Source organism: Hyphomonas sp. TMED31 (assembly GCF_002172815.1).
Lineage (GTDB): Bacteria > Pseudomonadota > Alphaproteobacteria > Caulobacterales > Hyphomonadaceae > Hyphomonas > Hyphomonas atlantica.
Genome location: NZ_NHCK01000037.1, coordinates 12,599 through 28,758 on the forward strand (window position 1 = coordinate 12,599; position 16,160 = coordinate 28,758).

General features: G+C 56.2%; 13 protein-coding genes. 10 read left to right on the forward strand and 3 right to left on the reverse strand.

Annotation, left to right across the window (positions count from 1 at the left end; all coding sequences use genetic code 11):
• The first annotated feature begins 67 nt into the window (after positions 1-67).
• Positions 68-2,728, forward strand: coding sequence for a TonB-dependent receptor (locus CBB91_RS05830; RefSeq protein WP_273012766.1), 2,661 nt, complete (start codon positions 68-70; stop codon positions 2,726-2,728).
• A 133-nt stretch (positions 2,729-2,861) separates the two neighbouring features.
• On the forward strand, positions 2,862-4,970 hold the full coding sequence (locus CBB91_RS05835; protein WP_273012768.1) for a glycoside hydrolase family 3 C-terminal domain-containing protein: 2,109 nt from the start codon (positions 2,862-2,864) through the stop codon (positions 4,968-4,970).
• Positions 4,971-5,054: 84 nt separating this feature from the next.
• On the opposite strand, the gene CBB91_RS05840 is transcribed toward CBB91_RS05835, so the two are convergent.
• Entirely contained in the window at positions 5,055-6,251 is a 1,197-nt protein-coding gene (locus CBB91_RS05840) for a helix-turn-helix domain-containing protein (RefSeq protein ID WP_273012769.1), read from the reverse strand.
• Positions 6,252-6,336: 85 nt separating this feature from the next.
• On the opposite strand from CBB91_RS05840, the gene CBB91_RS05845 reads away from it, so the two are divergent.
• The 3 genes from CBB91_RS05845 (at position 6,337) to CBB91_RS05855 (ending at position 9,263) form a co-directional block, all read left to right on the forward strand.
• Complete coding sequence (locus CBB91_RS05845; RefSeq protein WP_273012771.1) at positions 6,337-7,812, forward strand: NAD(P)/FAD-dependent oxidoreductase; 1,476 nt, start codon at positions 6,337-6,339, stop codon at positions 7,810-7,812.
• Positions 7,813-7,857: 45 nt separating this feature from the next.
• Positions 7,858-8,724 (forward strand): SDR family NAD(P)-dependent oxidoreductase, encoded by an 867-nt coding sequence (locus CBB91_RS05850; protein ID WP_273012773.1) that lies wholly within the window; start codon positions 7,858-7,860, stop codon positions 8,722-8,724.
• A 104-nt stretch (positions 8,725-8,828) separates the two neighbouring features.
• Positions 8,829-9,263: a hotdog fold thioesterase gene (locus CBB91_RS05855; RefSeq protein ID WP_273012775.1), complete on the forward strand. Its 435-nt coding sequence runs from the start codon at positions 8,829-8,831 to the stop codon at positions 9,261-9,263.
• Positions 9,264-9,405: 142 nt separating this feature from the next.
• Here the strand turns inward: CBB91_RS05855 and CBB91_RS05860 are convergent, their stop codons facing one another.
• Together CBB91_RS05860 and CBB91_RS05865 are read right to left on the reverse strand one after the other, a co-directional pair.
• Positions 9,406-10,347, reverse strand: a complete 942-nt coding sequence (locus CBB91_RS05860; RefSeq protein ID WP_013301472.1) for a nucleotidyl transferase AbiEii/AbiGii toxin family protein — start codon at positions 10,345-10,347, stop codon at positions 9,406-9,408.
• On the reverse strand, positions 10,344-10,937 hold the full coding sequence (locus CBB91_RS05865) for a hypothetical protein (RefSeq protein ID WP_084394437.1): 594 nt from the start codon (positions 10,935-10,937) through the stop codon (positions 10,344-10,346). Before CBB91_RS05865 ends, CBB91_RS05860 begins: the two co-directional genes overlap by 4 nt.
• A 617-nt stretch (positions 10,938-11,554) precedes the next feature.
• Here CBB91_RS05865 and CBB91_RS05870 point away from each other — a divergent pair.
• From CBB91_RS05870 to CBB91_RS05890, 5 genes are all read left to right on the forward strand, one after another.
• A complete protein-coding gene (locus CBB91_RS05870) occupies positions 11,555-11,941 on the forward strand; it encodes a hypothetical protein (protein ID WP_034813575.1) in 387 nt (128 codons plus the stop codon).
• 58 nt (positions 11,942-11,999) lie between these two features.
• Positions 12,000-13,841 (forward strand): copper resistance system multicopper oxidase, encoded by a 1,842-nt coding sequence (locus CBB91_RS05875; RefSeq protein ID WP_034827486.1) that lies wholly within the window; start codon positions 12,000-12,002, stop codon positions 13,839-13,841.
• Positions 13,838-14,641 carry a copper resistance protein B gene (locus tag CBB91_RS05880; protein WP_034813580.1) on the forward strand — a complete coding sequence of 268 codons (804 nt, stop codon included), beginning with the start codon at positions 13,838-13,840 and terminating at the stop codon, positions 14,639-14,641. Before CBB91_RS05875 ends, CBB91_RS05880 begins: the two co-directional genes overlap by 4 nt.
• A 9-nt stretch (positions 14,642-14,650) precedes the next feature.
• The gene (locus CBB91_RS05885; RefSeq protein WP_034827457.1) at positions 14,651-15,745 is read left to right on the forward strand and encodes a DUF2231 domain-containing protein; all 1,095 of its coding nucleotides are present in this window, start codon (positions 14,651-14,653) and stop codon (positions 15,743-15,745) included.
• Between the two features lie 135 nt (positions 15,746-15,880).
• Positions 15,881-16,135, forward strand: a complete 255-nt coding sequence (locus CBB91_RS05890; RefSeq protein WP_034798659.1) for a hypothetical protein — start codon at positions 15,881-15,883, stop codon at positions 16,133-16,135.
• Positions 16,136-16,160 lie beyond the last annotated feature (25 nt).

A 16,160-nucleotide genomic window follows, 5' to 3' on the forward strand; every position in this document is an offset into this window, starting at 1 on the left:
CGTCGGACAGCGGATTAGAAAAGATGGGCCAACGGCCCCGCACACGTTGTGCGAAGGGAGGAAAATTATGGGAAACATCCAGCGCAAGCTGTTACTTTCGTCTGTCGCTCTGGCGAGCACGGGATTCGTCGCGCCTATCGCAATGGCACAGGACGCCACCGATATGCCACCTGCGGTCACTGATGAGGACTCTCGAGAACTCGATACCGTCACGGTTACGGTTTCTACTGGCACATTGCTTCGCGGCGTCAGCCCAGTTGGTGCAAACGTGCTCAGCATAGATCAGGAAGCCATTGCCGAGATCGCACCGGCATCTTCCATCGACCTGCTGGCCCGCGTTCCGCAGGTGACGAACACCTTCAATACGCTGCCAACCGCACTAGGCAATGTCGGCGTACCATTCCCGCGACCCAACATCCGAAATCTTGGAAACGCCGGGTCAGACACTACACTGACGCTTCTCAATGGCCACCGGCTGGTCGGCTCAGGCGCGCTACAATCTGCGCCAGATGTCACAACGATTGCACCAGAAGTTCTGGGCCGCCTGGAAGTTGTCGCGAATGGTGGGTCGGCCACCTATGGTTCTGACGCTGTCGGCGGCGTGATCAACTTCATCACACGAAACGAGATTGACGGTATTGAAGCCAGCTACCGGCACGGTTTCGGCGACAAGTACAAATCCTCTGACGCCTCTCTCTCACTCGGTAAGGTATGGGAGTCAGGTGATGCGTACATCACGCTCAACCATACGAATAATGATGAAGTATACGGTCGAGATCGCGACTATGTTCAGCAGGACCATACGTCTCGCGGTGGCGATGACTTCCGTGTTTTGAATTGTTCGCCCGGACATATTACGCTTGGCGACATCAATTTCTTTCTGCCAAACCGCCTGCCGGGCGAGAACCGTTGCGCTGAGACTGACTTCACGACCCTGTATCCCGAACAGGAAAACACACGTGCTTTCGCCAACCTCACCCAGTCATTTGGTGAGTCTCTCGTATTCGACGTTACGGCTTATTACTCAGACCGCGAAGTCACCAACCAAGGTGGAGGACTGCTTCTGGGAACAGGCCTCAGCGGCAGCGGCCTGATTACCGCAGCCAACCCGTTTTTCCAGACCATTGTAGGAGAGCCCGCCCACCAGGTTAGCTTCAGTTATGACGAAGTCTTTGGGACTAATACGGAAGAATTCACGACAAACCTGAGTGCATGGGGNATNACNCCNAAACTNNCCTGGAAGATCAATAATTCCTGGAATCTAACCTCGTCACTGAATTACGGTAAGAGCGACAATGAGATCCTCGAACCCAAGATCAACCCGGCGCTTCAAGCCGCAGCGCTGGCTTCCTCAAACCCACTAACTGCGCTGAACCCCTATGATCTCAGCCAAACAAATCCGGCAGTTCTCGCAGCTTTGCGTGACTACACAACGGGCGGCGTTTCAGAACAGGAATTGTTCCAGATCCGGTCCGTATTGGACGGCGATGCGTTCGAATTGCCGGCCGGAACCGTCAAGCTGGCAGTGGGCGCGGAATACACCGAGGAATCTCTGGACGCCGCAATCCTGGAAGGAACACGCAGTGATCCAACGCGCTATGAAGCAAACCCTTCTCGCGAGATCACCTCCTTCTTCGGAGAAGTTCTGGTTCCGATCCTGTCTGAAGACTCCGGCACCGGTAGCCTTGAGGTGTCCTTGGCAGCCCGTCACGACTCCTACAGTGATGCGGGTGACACGACAAATCCGCAAGTCGGTTTCAACTACAAGCCAATTGAGGATCTGACCATTCGCGGATCCGTCGGCACATCGTTCAATGCGCCTTCGCTAAACGACTCTGTCGGCGGGGCAGATCTGCGCTATCAAATCATTCCGGTCAGCCCGGTACGCGCCCCGGACTCGCTGCCGACCGACCTGTTCCGTCCCACGGTCGTGGTCGCTGGGTCAAATCCTGACATAAAGCCTCAGGAAGCTGACACGATGACCATCGGTTTCGACTGGGCCCCTTCAAGCGGCGCATTTGAGGGATGGCGCACAAGCCTGACCTACTACAAGGTGGACTTCAAGAACCAGATCGCTGTGCCGCCTATTCTTGAGCCAGCATTCTTCCTGACGCCGGCNTATGATAGCTTGTACGATATCAATCCGACACTTGAGCAGGTGCTGGCACGTGCGGGCGACCTTCGGGTCGAAGGGCTGCCGAACATCGCCACCGTGTTCGCAACATCTTCTCCATACGTCGTTCTGGACGCGCGCCGAATTAATCTCGGTTCAGTCGAAACTGATGGCCTTGATTTCGAAGTCAGCTACTTGCACCCGACCGACATGGGCGCCTTCTATTCCAGCCTCGGCGGAACCTATGCGCTCAATCGCGATGTTACCCCCTTCGAAGGCGCATCTGCCTCCGATGGACTGGAATTTGGCGTCAGTCGGCTGAAAGCTGTTGCCACGTTCGGCTGGCATGCAGACCGCTTTGATACGACCGTCCGCATCAATCATAACTCCGGATACGACGCAAACCCGACAGCTAGCGTGGACGGCTTCACGACTGTCAACTACTATGCTGGCTACGATTTGCCGACGCCGGACTATGTCGACGAACTCAAACTGACGCTGAATGTCGACAATCTCATCGACGAAGATCCACCATTCTTCGCGGATGGTGATGGCTTCGCGAACGGGTCCACCCTCGGTCGCGTTATCTATCTCGGCCTGAAAGCAAAGTTCTAATCGGTCCCAAATGGAGAAAGGCAGTCAAATCTCCAAAACTTGACGGAGTTTGCGTCCATACCGGATGCAAACTCCCTTTTTTCCGTCACCCCATCTCCAGTTACGTCCTCCCACAAACATCAAGGAGCTTCCCTTGAGCGACACCCCCCCAAACTACGCCCCCCGGAAAGGCCTCAGCGAGGCTGAAATTCGGGAGATGGTTGAAGGCGTCATCAAGGACGCAACCCTCGAAGAAAAAGTCGCCATGATGTCTGGACGGGGATTCATGGAGTCCATGCAACGAACCAATAATCGCTGGGGCGCAGAACCTTACCAGGCAGGTGGCGGATGCGAACGGCTGGGCGCACCAGCCTTTTACTTTACAGATGGCCCTCGCGGCGTAGCCCGCGGCAATTCAACGTGTTTCCCCACAACGATGGCCCGCGGCGCAAGTTGGGACTGCGACCTGGAACAACGCATTGGCGAGGCAATGGGCAAGGAAATCCGCGCCCAGGATTGCAATCTTTCCGGCGCGGTGTGCATCAATCTGCTGCGCCATCCGGGATGGGGCCGCGCGCAGGAAACCTATGGGGAAGACCCTTATCATCTCGGTGAGATGGGGGCAGCATTGTCCACAGGTATCCAGACCCACAATGTCGCCGCAACGGTCAAACATTTCGCTGTAAATTCAATCGAGAACTCGCGTTTCAAGGTCGATGTCAAAGTCGATGACCGGACGTTGCGCGAAGTCTACTTGCCCCATTTTAAACGCGTACTCGACTCCGGCTGCGCAACGGTGATGAGTGCGTACAACAAGATGAATGGTGAGTATTGCGGCCAAAATCACGACCTGCTCACAAACATCCTGCGTGGTGAATGGGGTTTTGAAGGCTTCGTCCACTCAGACTGGATTTTCGGCGTATACAAACCTTATGGAGCGGCTGCGGGGCTCGACGTAGAAAACCCGGAGCCGATCTATTTCGGGCAAAACCTCATCAAGTCTGTCAAGAAAGGCGCGGTCGCACCGAGTGTAATCGACACGGCCTGTCGGCGAATCCTGACCACTGCCTACAAACTTCTAGCGGCTGAAGATCCATTTGAAGCCTACACGATTGATATGGTGGCAAATGAGGAGCATGTAGCGCTAGCGCGAGAAGCAGCTGAAAAATCCGCTGTGCTTCTGACCAATAATGGCGTCCTGCCTCTCAGGAAATCCAGCAACGTCTCGGTTTTCGGTAGCTTGGCGACAATCGCCAATACGGGGGATCACGGTTCCTCCACGGTCAGGCCGCCTCATGTGGTTACGCCCCTTCAAGGTCTTTCCACATATGTCGGACGCGACCTGACTTTGGCCGGCGACGAAACCGATCTCGAACAAGCTGCCGCCGCAGCGCGGGATGCCGAGATCGCAATCGTNATTGTCGGCACCACNGCAGATGACGAAGGCGAGTACATNCCAGGAAATCTGAGCACGCAATCCGAGACATCTAAAGAAAAGTCCGTCGAAAACGCCGGACCTCTCGGGAGCGGTAAGGATCGCGGTGGAGACCGGCGCAAACTACGCCTGCCCGACCATCAGCAGGCGCTTGTTGACACGGTCACCGAGAATAACCCGAACACAATCGTCGTGCTTGTTTGCGGATCGGCAATCATTTGTGATTGGGCCGATAAGGCGGGAGCCATCTTGCAAACTTTCTATGCGGGTATGGAAGGCGGCACTGCACTGGCAAACCTCCTCTATGGCGAAGTAAATCCCTCCGGAAAGCTGCCCTTCTCGGTTGCGTATTCAGAAGCCGATTACCCGTTCTTTGATCCAGATGCTGATGAGATCGAATACGGCCCACTCCACGGATATACGCTTCTTNAGAGCACGGAAACCGAGCCGATGTTCTGGTTCGGCCATGGCCTGTCGTACACACAGTTCAGCTACCGCGCCCTGAAGGCTCGCACTACGGCGGAAGGGATCGATGCCGAAGTCACGTTGGTCAACACGGGCGACACCGCCGGAACAGAAATTTCTCAGCTCTACATCGGCTTCCCGGGGGATCTGGTGTATCGCCCGAACAAATTGTTGCGCGGCTTTGAACGTACTACCCTTGCCCCCGGGGCACGAAAGACAATCCGTTTCCACGTGCCGCTGGAACAGTTGAAATACTATGATACCAGCACCGGCACTTGGCGGATCGAGCCGGGCACGCACACGATCCATGTCGGCGGAACCAGCGATCCGGCAGCTCTGCTGAATGCCAGCGTGACGATATGATTTCGAGGGCTAGCCTGAGAACGTGGCTCAACGGGTGGGCTTGCTCCACTGCTGATCGACATTGATCCTTCCTGACCGCCAATCCTACGGCCGCCAAAGCAAGCCTTCGAGCGCGACAGCGATGTTCATACGGTTGCCGTCTCCCAAGGCCTGAGGAAGCAAATCATTCACCCGGTCCAATTGCCGATTGAGCGTATTTCGGTGAATGCCAAGCTGGTCGGCCGTATACGCCGCATTACAGCCCTGTTTCAGATATGTGAGGAGGTTGCGCTTCAAATCCTCCGGCGCCCTGAGCAAGTCTCCGAGGACATCAGACGCAAACCGCTGNAACGCGCCATCATCCGGGATCAAGACTGTTTGAAGCCTGACCAGATCATGGTCCGCAACGCGTCGCCCATTCCGCGCCCCCGCGAGAATATTGCGCACAATGCGCGCAGAGTTTGCACTTTCCAGAAACCCGGCAAACCCCTGCCCCAAACGTCCGATCGCCACCATTACGCCGTCCGGACACTCTGACTCCAATTCAGCAGCCTGGATCTGCTTGTCAAAGCAAAGAAATATGGAGCTTTCGCCCTCCTCAACGCGCAGCCCCGGCGCGTGCCCCAGAACCTGTACTATCTGATCTGTCGCGCGGTTTACCAGGGCGCTATCAGGCTGCACATCCATCGCCCAAATTCGAACAACTGTGTGGCTGCGATCAAAACGATACCCCAGCCTTTGACCAGCGGAAAACGGATCCCCCAATTTCCCGCTCAATACCTGTTGCAGCACTTCTCGCTGTAAAGCCGGCGCCCCTTTCGCGAGTTCAGCCCGTTCTGCATCGATGAATCTCGAGAGGATCGCTAAAGCCGCATCAGTATAGTCACCAATGCTGCGCGCCGAACGATCCAGAACGGCCTGAAGCTCGTGTTTGTCAGATGTCAGGTCAAAGACGATCCGCATCCAGCGGCGCCAGGTGATATTCTGCGCAACCCGATACCCGTTCAGCGAAATATCAAGTTCTCCCTTGCGCACTTGCTCGCGAATGATGGCGTACAATTCCGAAGAGATAACCGGTGTGATCGGCCCGTTCGGATCTGACAGAATGGAATTGGCCCAGTGCATTACGCCAATCAGGTTTTCTCGCCGGATGACGCTTTCAACGAAGGGCAAATTGTCCGACTCGATAGCGGTGACCACGGCCTTGCCCACCTCATCGCGCCAGGATTGCGGCGCCTTCAGCACACGCTCTGCGCCTTGTCGCAATAGCTCGTCCACGCGCTCATCAAAACTGTTCATCATGCACTCACTATACCCCGAAAAGGTATGATGTGCACATCCCATTTCACACAGAACTGAGAGATCGTGTGGTCCGATGGAGGCCTCTATGCCAATTGAAACCGATCCCGCTTTCTCTGTTGAACCGATTGATGTGCTGATCATCGGTGCTGGTATCTCTGGAATTGGCTGCGCGTGCTACCTGCAGCGTGAACTGCCCGGCGAGAGCTGGGAAATTGTGGAAGCGCGTGAGACGTTTGGCGGGACCTGGGACTTGTTCAAATATCCAGGCATCCGCTCGGACTCCGATCTCTACACCTTCTCCTACGACTTCAAACCCTGGACCAGTCCGAACGCCCTCGCATCGGCCGAGGAGATCATGTCCTATCTCAANGAAGCCGCCGANGAGCACAACGTGCTGGAGCGGATCTCCTATAATCGGAAAGTCGTCAGCGCGTCGTGGGAAAGTGATGAAGCGTTGTGGACAGTCACAATCGAAAACAGCCAGACCGGCGCGCGCGAGACCCGCAAATGCCGCTGGCTTTTCGGCGCGACCGGTTACTATGACTATGACGAAGGCTTCCGACCAGCGTTCGAGGATGAGGATGCCTTTCACGGCCCCAAGATCCACCCTCAATTCTGGCCTGAAGACTTCGACTATTCCGGAAAGCGCGTTGCCATAATCGGAAGTGGAGCCACCGCGGTCACGCTGGTNCCCTCCATGACAGACANGGCTGCACANGTCGTTCAGGTCCAACGCACCCCGACCTATATCATGCCGCGCCCCAAACAGGACAAGGTGGCGCTTTGGTTGAAAAAATGGTTGCCGCCCAAGGTCGCCTATGGGCTGACCCGTTGGAAAAACACGCGCGTACAGCGCTGGTTCTATCTGTATTGCCAGAAATTCCCTGACCGCGCGCGACGGCTGATCCGTAAGCTGAACCGCCAACATCTGCCAGCCGACTATCCCGTAGATGTGCATTTCAAGCCACCTTACAATCCGTGGGACCAAAGGCTCTGCGCTGTTCCAGATGCCGACTTCTTCAAGGATATTTCTGCCGGGCGGGCATCTATCGTGACCGGTCATATTGAACGGTTTACACCTGCCGGAATTCAGATGAAGTCGGGCGAACATGTAGATGCAGATGCGATCATCATTGCGACCGGCCTGAAGCTAAAGATGATGGGCGGCATCGACTTCACCGTAGACGGAAAACCGGTCGACGTATCTGATCACCTGGTTTTCAAAGGCCTGATGCTCGACGGTATCCCAAACTACAGTTTCGCGATCGGCTACACCAATTCCTCCTGGACTTTAAAAGTTGGGCTGGTGTGCGGCTATCTCTGCAAACTGCTGAAGGAAATGGACCGCCAGGGCAAAACAGTCTGCATTCCTCGACGCCCTGAAGGGGAGATCGTTACACGGCCCTTGATGGATTTTGGCGCCGGCTACGTCAAACGCGCGGTCGCTTCAATGCCGAAACAGGGAGATGATTATCCGTGGGAGATGTCGTCTGACTACACGACAGATATTGCCCTGTTCAAACGGGGCAAGGTTATCGACCCGGCCCTGGAGCTTTTCTAGCCATTCCAACCGCCAATCCAGCTCAAGACATTCAGGATACGTCAGATGATCAAGACATATGCAGGCAAGACTTGCGTCGTCACCGGTGCCGGCAGTGGTATCGGTCGGGAGTTGGCCCTCGCACTGGCTCGCGCCGGCGCTCGTCTGGCAATTTCGGACATTGACCCTGTCGGCCTCGATGAAACCCAACAGATGCTGCACGCAGAGGGCGTGCAACTGCACAGTCAAATTCTGGACGTGTCCGACAGCGCTGCGATCTATGCCTACCCCGATGCCATTCTCAGCAAGTTTGGCGCAATCCACCAACTTTACAACAATGCCGGAATATCCGGTGGCGGACGTTCCATAGCCGACACGCCTTTGGAAACCATCCAGAAAGTCATCGACATCAACCTGATGGGGGTTCTGCACGCCTCGCGCGCCTTCATGCCCCACCTGGAAAGCAGCGGTTCAGGGATTCTCGTCAATATCTCCAGTCTGAATGGCCTCGTCGCACAGCCGAACGTCGCCATCTATTGCACGACCAAGTTTGCAGTCCGTGGCCTTACAGAAGCCATCCGGACGGACGCCCTGTTTTCCGGCGCGAATCTGCAGGTGGTCGTGGTCCACCCTGGCGGCGTCAAAACCAACATCGCCAAAGCGAAGGAAGCAGATCTCGCAAAGATGACGCCAGAAGAACGCGAGCAGGCTTTGAAAGTGCTGTCGGTCTACGAAAAGAAATTCCTGACTTATCCAGCGGATGCCGCGGCGATGGATATCCTCAACGGCGTTGCCAAGGGCAAGTGCCGTATCATTGTCACGCCGCAGGCCAAGCATTTGGACCGGCTCGCACGTCTACTGCCCGCATCCTATCCGAAGATCATTTCCAACGCGACGAAACGCATTCAACGCAAGCTCACTTCCAAAGCCTGAATTCACGGCACCCCTCCAACCTGCTTGCCTTTGGGGCATCGGCGACGCGCCTGAATCTGTTTGCTAAGTCTGCTTCGAAAGCATCAAGTTTCGGAGCATCACACATGTCGATCTGGAANAATGGGGTCCCNCAACCGCAANANCTCACACATTACGAGACACCTACCCTGGTTGAACACCTCGGGATCGAAGTCATTGACGCAACAGAAAATTCGCTGACCGCCAGGATGCCTGTTGATGGCCGCACGGTTCAGCCTCACGGCCGNCTGCATGGTGGCGCGTCAGTGGCCCTGGCAGAAACCATTGGCTCGATTGCGGCCAACCTCACGCTTGATTCCGGTGAACAAGTCGGTGTCGGTCTTGAAATCAATGCCAACCATATCCGCCCGGTCATGAGCGGATACGTGTATGCGANGGCAACCCCAGAGGCGCTGGGCCGAACAACTCAGATCTGGTCTATCCGCATCGTGGANGAGGACGGTCGANTGGTCTGTATTTCGCGATTTACCGTAGCGGTCATCCCGGCCAAACGCGCCTGAACAAGCACCAAAGGAAAAGCCCCCGAAATCCGCGAGGATATCAGGGGCTTGTTGGGTGCGGGAGGGCGCACCCAACAAAAGAGTAAGCTAGTAATTCCTTTTATTTCAGAGGGTTAGAGGTTTCCCTGCGAGCAACGATCATTCAAAGTTCCGGCAGGCGCCGGCTGATGCGTGCCAGAATATCGTCAAAGAGTGCAGGCTCCCTGTAGTAAAGCGCTCGTGACTTCGCATAAGCGTCCGCGTACGCCTTTCGCGTTTCTGCGTCGCTCAACAGAAAGGCTTCGTTCCTGGTGAGGTCCGGTTCATCTGCCTTGCGGAACCTTTTGGCCTTGTGGTCCTTGTACGCGTCTGTTCCGATGAACTCTTTCACTGAGGCGTCAGCGAGCAGGCAGTACACGTCATAATAGTGGCGCATGAAATTGACAGGCATGTCGCCGTCCGCCTGCTGCTTTCGGAATTTCGTTGAGATGGTCTGGAGCTTTTCGACAAAAGTATAGCCCGGCTCATAGCAAGGCACATCGACCGCGCGGGTGTCGGTCAGGTCTGCAATCCCACTCTCGACTGCAAGTTCGTAAGCCCAGGACGAAATCGTACATGGCCGGTTCGGCGCCACCTGGTCGAACCCGACTTCGAGCAGGATGCCTGCCTTCAGCCCTTCTGGCAGTGGATTCACCGACTCATACTTCAATCGAATGCCTGCGCCGCGATAGTGGCGTGTGTCGTCGAACTCTTCGTCGCGGACCACTTCGATAATGCCAGGAATTTTGATGGCTTCGGCCAGACCGTTGAAGAATTCGAGACGCGCCTTTACCTGCGCAGGCTTGTTGTGGTTTGGGCCATACTGGAGGTCGGTCTCTGGGTGGATCAGGATGTCGATGTCTTCCGAAAAACGGTCGATGAGGCCGTATCCCTTTGACAGCGAAGTTCCGCCTTTCAGCTCAAACTTATAGTCAAGCTGCTGCAGTCCCCAGAGGCAGTGCATCAACCAGTAGTCTTTTTCGATGAGGCCCGGATCGATAGTGTTGTTTCGCGCAGCAACAGCGATGAGGTCGGCAAAATCAGGCAGTGCGTGCAGGAGGGTCACGCGGCGGTTGCCTGATCAGGGTTCAATACAGGCTTGAGGAGCCTTGCAGCCCGCGCCGATCCGAAATCCTTCACCGCACGTGACAGTCGCGCGCGGTCCATACGTCGCGCACGCCTAAGTGCCTTGGGAAGCACTGCTGCCTTTTCCTCGGGAAGCCGATCGAGGTTGTGCAACAGATCCACCAGGAGGAATTCTTCGCTGAGGTTTGAAGGAACAGAGGTCCGCATGCGGAAGTCATAGCGTCGGCCATCCAGCTCGAAATGGCCGTGCCGTTTGCGATTATAAACTACCGGCTCATTGTAGAGCTGCGTCGTTCCCAATTCGAGGCTGTTATAGGCGTTTGGCGAAACCATAAGAAACCGGTCATCCCCCAGGAATGACTCAACCAGCTTCTCCGGCTTGGCGGGTGCCTGCCCGAACCGAGTTTTCTTCGGAGCCATATAGAGCCCTGCCCCAACCTTTTCGAGGCGTCCTTCGTCAAGCAGCTGTCCAACATGTCGATCGACAGCGTTTGACCAGGTCGCAAGCTCCTTGCGCCGGTACACCTGTCCGGGGCGCAATTTCCTTTTTAGTTTTGCAAGCGCGGTCATGTTCTGTCTCCATCACCCACAATATAGGGGTCATGCTCCATATTATGCAACATTTCTTATTAAAAAGTCATGCACAACAAAGACAATAAATACTCTCGACACAGGTGCAAGATATTGATTTTACGATGTTTTATAGAATGAGGAAGCAGGTCTCTTAATCACCGGAATGGCACAATCNGTACTAAACAAAAGGGTCTGGGGTCCAATTTATTTATGAATTGAAGCTCGTACGCAGCGAAACCAGGTTGCCCTTTCGCCAAGAGCCGACAATGGATTCCGAACCGCGAGTGACGCGCCCGGTAATCGTGCTTGAAATTAAATTAATTCAACGCACTATGGCGCTCGAAACTTCGCTTGTTGTGCAGATTGTTTGCAATTTGTAGTGCAAACTGTGGTGCAGCCCTTTCGTGTTGTCAAAGTTCGACGCTGCCTATCANCGACATTCNCATCGCTAACATGATTTGCTGGCCGTTCAAATTCGCGCTGGAGCGTAGCCATGCAACTTTTCGCTCGGGACTGACCCGCGGGTCTGGGTTGATCCTGCTCCGTTACGACAAACCTTGAGTGCTCAGAGGTTCTTTCTTGATTTAAACCCCTATGGGGTATAAGTGGTAGTCATGAACTTTGTTGTCGCAACTCTCGTGACGGTATTTTTCAGCCTGTCGCAGGTGCTCTGCGCGTGTCCCGTCGATATGTCGGCGACGAATAGCATGGCAACCGAGTTCACCGCTCATTCTCACCAGGCGCCCGCCGATGGGCCTGAGGCGCCCTGCGATGATGAGACTGATCACTGCAAGCTTCAGACAGCAACGGTCGCCCAAGCCGACAAGACGGCGAACCCGGTCCAGCACGTATTAGGCGATACGACGCCCATCGGGCTTGCTACACCCTCATGGCAACACGCATGGAAGCGCGTCGTCAATGTCCGCACGCCCTGGCCTGAGGTCCGAAGTTACCTGCTGCAACAAACGCCAGTCACATTAAAGGTGCGTTCCCTGAGCTGATTTCGTGCGTCGCTGCATTAGCAGCCCGATTGCATAAATTCACCTCATGGAGACGATTATGTTGAACAGACGACGTATGTTGCAGACGGTGCTCGGCACCGGCGCAACCTTGGGGGCAAGCAGCCTCCTGCCCGCTTGGGCAAAATCTTCCAGCAACGGAAACCTTGGTGTGCCCTCACTTTCGGGCACGCGCTTCGACCTCGAAATCGGGCAGTTCCCGGTCAGGCTCAACGGCAAAGTCGGTATGGCAACCGGAATCAATGGCACACTTCCCGGTCCGCTCTTGCGGTTGCGCGAGGGCGATGACGTTACAATGAACGTCACCAACCGGCTTGCCGAAGACACTTCGATCCATTGGCACGGACTGCTTGTCCCCTTCCATATGGACGGCGTGCCGGGCGTCAGCTTCCCGGGCATCAAACCGGGCGAAACGTTCAAATATCAGTTCAAGGTGCCGCAAAATGGCACTTACTGGTATCACTCCCATTCTGGTCTGCAGGAACAACTCGGCCATTACGGTCCGATCGTCATAGATCCGGCAGGTACAGACCCAGTGGCTTATGACCGGGAATATGTNCTCGTCCTCAGCGACTGGAGTTTCACGCATCCGCACCGGATCTTCGACAAGCTCAAGAAGAATGCCGAGAGCCTGAATTTCAACCGCCCGACCCTGTCGAACCCAACCGGACTTGGCGGCATGTGGGGGCAGATGCGAATGAGCCCGCGCGATCTCGCAGACGTGACCGGCGAAACCTACACCTACCTGATCAATGGCCATTCGACGGCCGATAATTTCAATATGGTCTTCCAGCCGGGCGAGCGGGTTCGCCTGCGCATTATCAACGCCTCCGCCATGACCCTCTTCAATGTCCGCCTCCCGGGCTTGCCGATGACGGTGGTCCAGGCCGACGGTCTGAATGTCCAGCCGGTTGAGACCGACGAGTTCCAGATGGGCGTGGCCGAGACGTATGATGTCATCATCGCGCCGACCGAAGCGCGCGCCTACGCCTTTGTTGCCGAATCGATCGACCGCTCCGGCCAGGCCGTCGCCACGCTCGGCCCGCGNGCCGGTATGCGGGTCGATGCGCCTGCGCTTCGAGCTGTGCCGATGCTGACCATGCGGGACATGGGAATGGCCCATGGAGACATGGCGGGCATGTCAGGCATGGGGAGAATGGATCATGGTCCGGACACCGCGACGGCCGGGGACGACATGAAAGGCCACGACATGGGTGCCATGTCGATGATGCCCGATCCTCATGGTCCGGCGGTCCAGCCCGTCAAGATTGAAGCAGATATAGAGCGCGGCCCCGGTGTCGCAAAAGTATCAGGCATGACGATGAGCCGCTTGGGCGAACCCGGTCTCGGGCTTGATGATGTCCCCCACCGCACGCTCACCTACAACCAGCTTCGCGCGCTCGACATGAATGAGGACCATCGCCCGCCTGGCCGCGAAATTGTCATTCATCTGACGTCGAACATGGAACGCTACATGTGGTCGTTCGACGGTGTAAAATTCTCCGAGGTAACCGAGTCAATCAAGTTCTACGAGGGTGAACGTGTTCGCCTGACGCTCGTAAACGATACAATGATGCCACACCCGATCCATTTGCACGGCATGTTTTTCGATCTCGTGAATGGCGGTGGTCATCACATGCCGCGCAAGCACACAGTAACGGTCAAGCCTGCAGACAGGGTCAGCGTCGACATCACCGCAGAACATGTCGGTGACTGGGCGTTCCACTGCCATCTGCTTTACCACATGCACGCTGGCATGATGCAGGTCGTCAGCGTCATTCCGCCAGCAGACGATACGACACCAGCTGAAAAAATGCCGGCAGGTCAGATGAATATGCCCATGGACCATCACGGCATGAACCATGGGGAGGGAAAATCATGATGAAACCGAATTTGGCAGCCCCTCTCCTCCTCGGCTTCGCGCTCTACGCGACCGGCAGCGCGTTCGCGGAAGACACAAATCAAACCCCGCCCTGGGATCAGGCCGACGCCATCTACGGCGAGGATGCAATGGCGGACGCTCGCCGGGACGTTCTTGCGGAAGGCGGAGACCAGAAGAGCTTCTACATCCTCTTCAACCAGCTCGAGGCTCAGATGTCTGACGAGGGCGACAGTTTGTACTGGAACGGACAGGCTTGGTATGGGGGCGATATCAACAAGCTCTGGTTCAAGAGCGAGGGCCGCGCCTCTCTGAATGGAGAGGGCGTGGATGATGCCGAGATCCAGGCGCTCTATTCCCGCGCGGTTGCGCCTTTCTGGAATGTTCAGGCGGGCGTTCGCTACGACATCGAACCGGATAGTCTCGCGCATGGGGTCGTCGCACTGAATGGTCTGGCGCCCTACTGGTTCGAAGTCGACGCTTCCGCCTTTCTCAGTGAAAAAGGCGATGTAACGGCCCGCATCGAGGCTGAATATGAGTTGCTCCTGACCCAGCGGTTGATCTTGCAGCCTCGGATCGAAGCAAATCTTTCCGCGCAGGACATACCGGAAAGGGAAACGGGCGCGGGACTTAGCACACTCGATGCCGGCTTGCGGCTTCGTTATGAAATCAGGAGGGAGTTTGCGCCTTATGTCGGCGTCGAATGGCAAAGCGCCTTCGGTGAGACACGCGACATGATCAAAGCCGCAGGCGGTGAAGGCGACGATATCGTCTTTCTCGTGGGCCTGCGGACCTGGTATTAGGAGAACAAAATGGGCGGTTTCATAGAACCCAATATTCACCCCGTGCTGGTGCATTTTACCTATGCCCTCGGCACATCTGCAGCCTTGGCATATGTGGCTGGCCTCCTCGTACCTGCAGGCCGCTGGCGCGACAGCCTTCGACCGGCCGCCGACTGGATGCTGGCATTGGCTGCCTTGGCGGTTCTGGCCACCATCGCGGCCGGGTTTCAGGCCTATTACAGCGTTGCTCACGATGCGCCGTCCCATGAAGCGATGACAACCCATCGCAACTGGGCTGTTCCCACGGGCCTCGCATTACTGGCCCTCGCCGGTTGGCGCTGGCTGAGAAGGGCCTCGTCGCCCGGCCCGGTATTTGCGATCAGTGCCCTGGCGGTGGCAGGTCTTTTGACGGTTACAGCGTGGTGGGGAGGCACAATTGTCTACAAGTACGGACTTGGCGTGCAGACCCTTCCTGAAGCCAGCGGGCCAGGCCACGATCATGATCATGGCGGCGGAGCCGGTCATGGCGACCAAGGCACCGTAAATTCAACAGACGATCATCAAGACGCTCACGGAGCGCCTCCATCCGACACGATGGATGGATCATCGGCGAGCGGCGATGGACATGATCACGACCATACCGACGGTGCAGCTGATCGAGAAATGTCAGGCACGGTCCCCGCCGGACACGACAACTCCGACGGCCATCACGACACCAAACCGGTCTCGACTGATGAACAGGCGATCCTGGATATCATGGCCGCGATCGAAACCGGTTGGGAGACCGGCGATGGCGAACTGTTCCGACAGAACTTTCTCGACTGGTCAGGCGCCCGGTACTTTGAGTCAGGCGGCGAGAATACTGGCCTGCTCGACCTTGTCGAAAATCATGTCGAGCCCGAAAAAGATACCATTCCGGATCTCGAACTCGACTTCTCGAATATAGACGTGCAATTCGAGGGAAGTGACTTTGCATGGGCTGTCGCGGACACAGCGATCAGTGGAACGTTCAGCTCCAATGGCGAACGCCTGGAGCGTATCGGGAAACAAACGGTGCTGTTCCGCAAGGTCGCCGGCACCTGGCAGGTCATTCACACGCACTCGTCCTCCCGTGCGCCGCGATAAGGAGGAAATCCAAACTGCCGCTTGCCGGCCAAGTTGAAAAGCAACCGGCAAGCGGCGATGATATTGAATATACCCCCTAGGGGTATTATACTATGACTGTCCTACTTGCTCTTGCCTGGACCGCTGGAGGTCAGAATGAAAATTATCCCCGTCGGACACTCGCTGTCTCTGTTCCTGCTCGTCAGTTATTTGCTGTGCGTCGGCTGGGGGAGTGTGACGCCGTCCAGCCTTCACATGCATCCAGCATGGCAGGATCTACTGCCCGGATTTGAGTTTGGAACGCTGACTGGTTTCCTGATCGGCCTTGTCGAGAGCTATCTCTATGGCTGGTACATCGCCCTTCTGTTCGTTCCCTTGTTCAACTTCTTCAACCGAAACAGCAGCGCATAAAAGTGATGCATACCCTCATCCTGTG

Excerpts from the sequence above, each read along its gene's own strand:
- CBB91_RS05850 (WP_273012773.1), top strand. The coding sequence starts at position 7,858 with ATGATCAAGACATATGCAGGCAAGACTTGCGTCGTCACCGGTGCCGGC.
- CBB91_RS05865 (WP_084394437.1), bottom strand. The coding sequence starts at position 10,937 with ATGACCGCGCTTGCAAAACTAAAAAGGAAATTGCGCCCCGGACAGGTG.
- CBB91_RS05870 (WP_034813575.1), top strand. The coding sequence starts at position 11,555 with ATGAACTTTGTTGTCGCAACTCTCGTGACGGTATTTTTCAGCCTGTCG.
- CBB91_RS05880 (WP_034813580.1), top strand. The coding sequence starts at position 13,838 with ATGATGAAACCGAATTTGGCAGCCCCTCTCCTCCTCGGCTTCGCGCTC.
- CBB91_RS05885 (WP_034827457.1), top strand. The coding sequence starts at position 14,651 with ATGGGCGGTTTCATAGAACCCAATATTCACCCCGTGCTGGTGCATTTT.
- CBB91_RS05890 (WP_034798659.1), top strand. The coding sequence starts at position 15,881 with ATGAAAATTATCCCCGTCGGACACTCGCTGTCTCTGTTCCTGCTCGTC.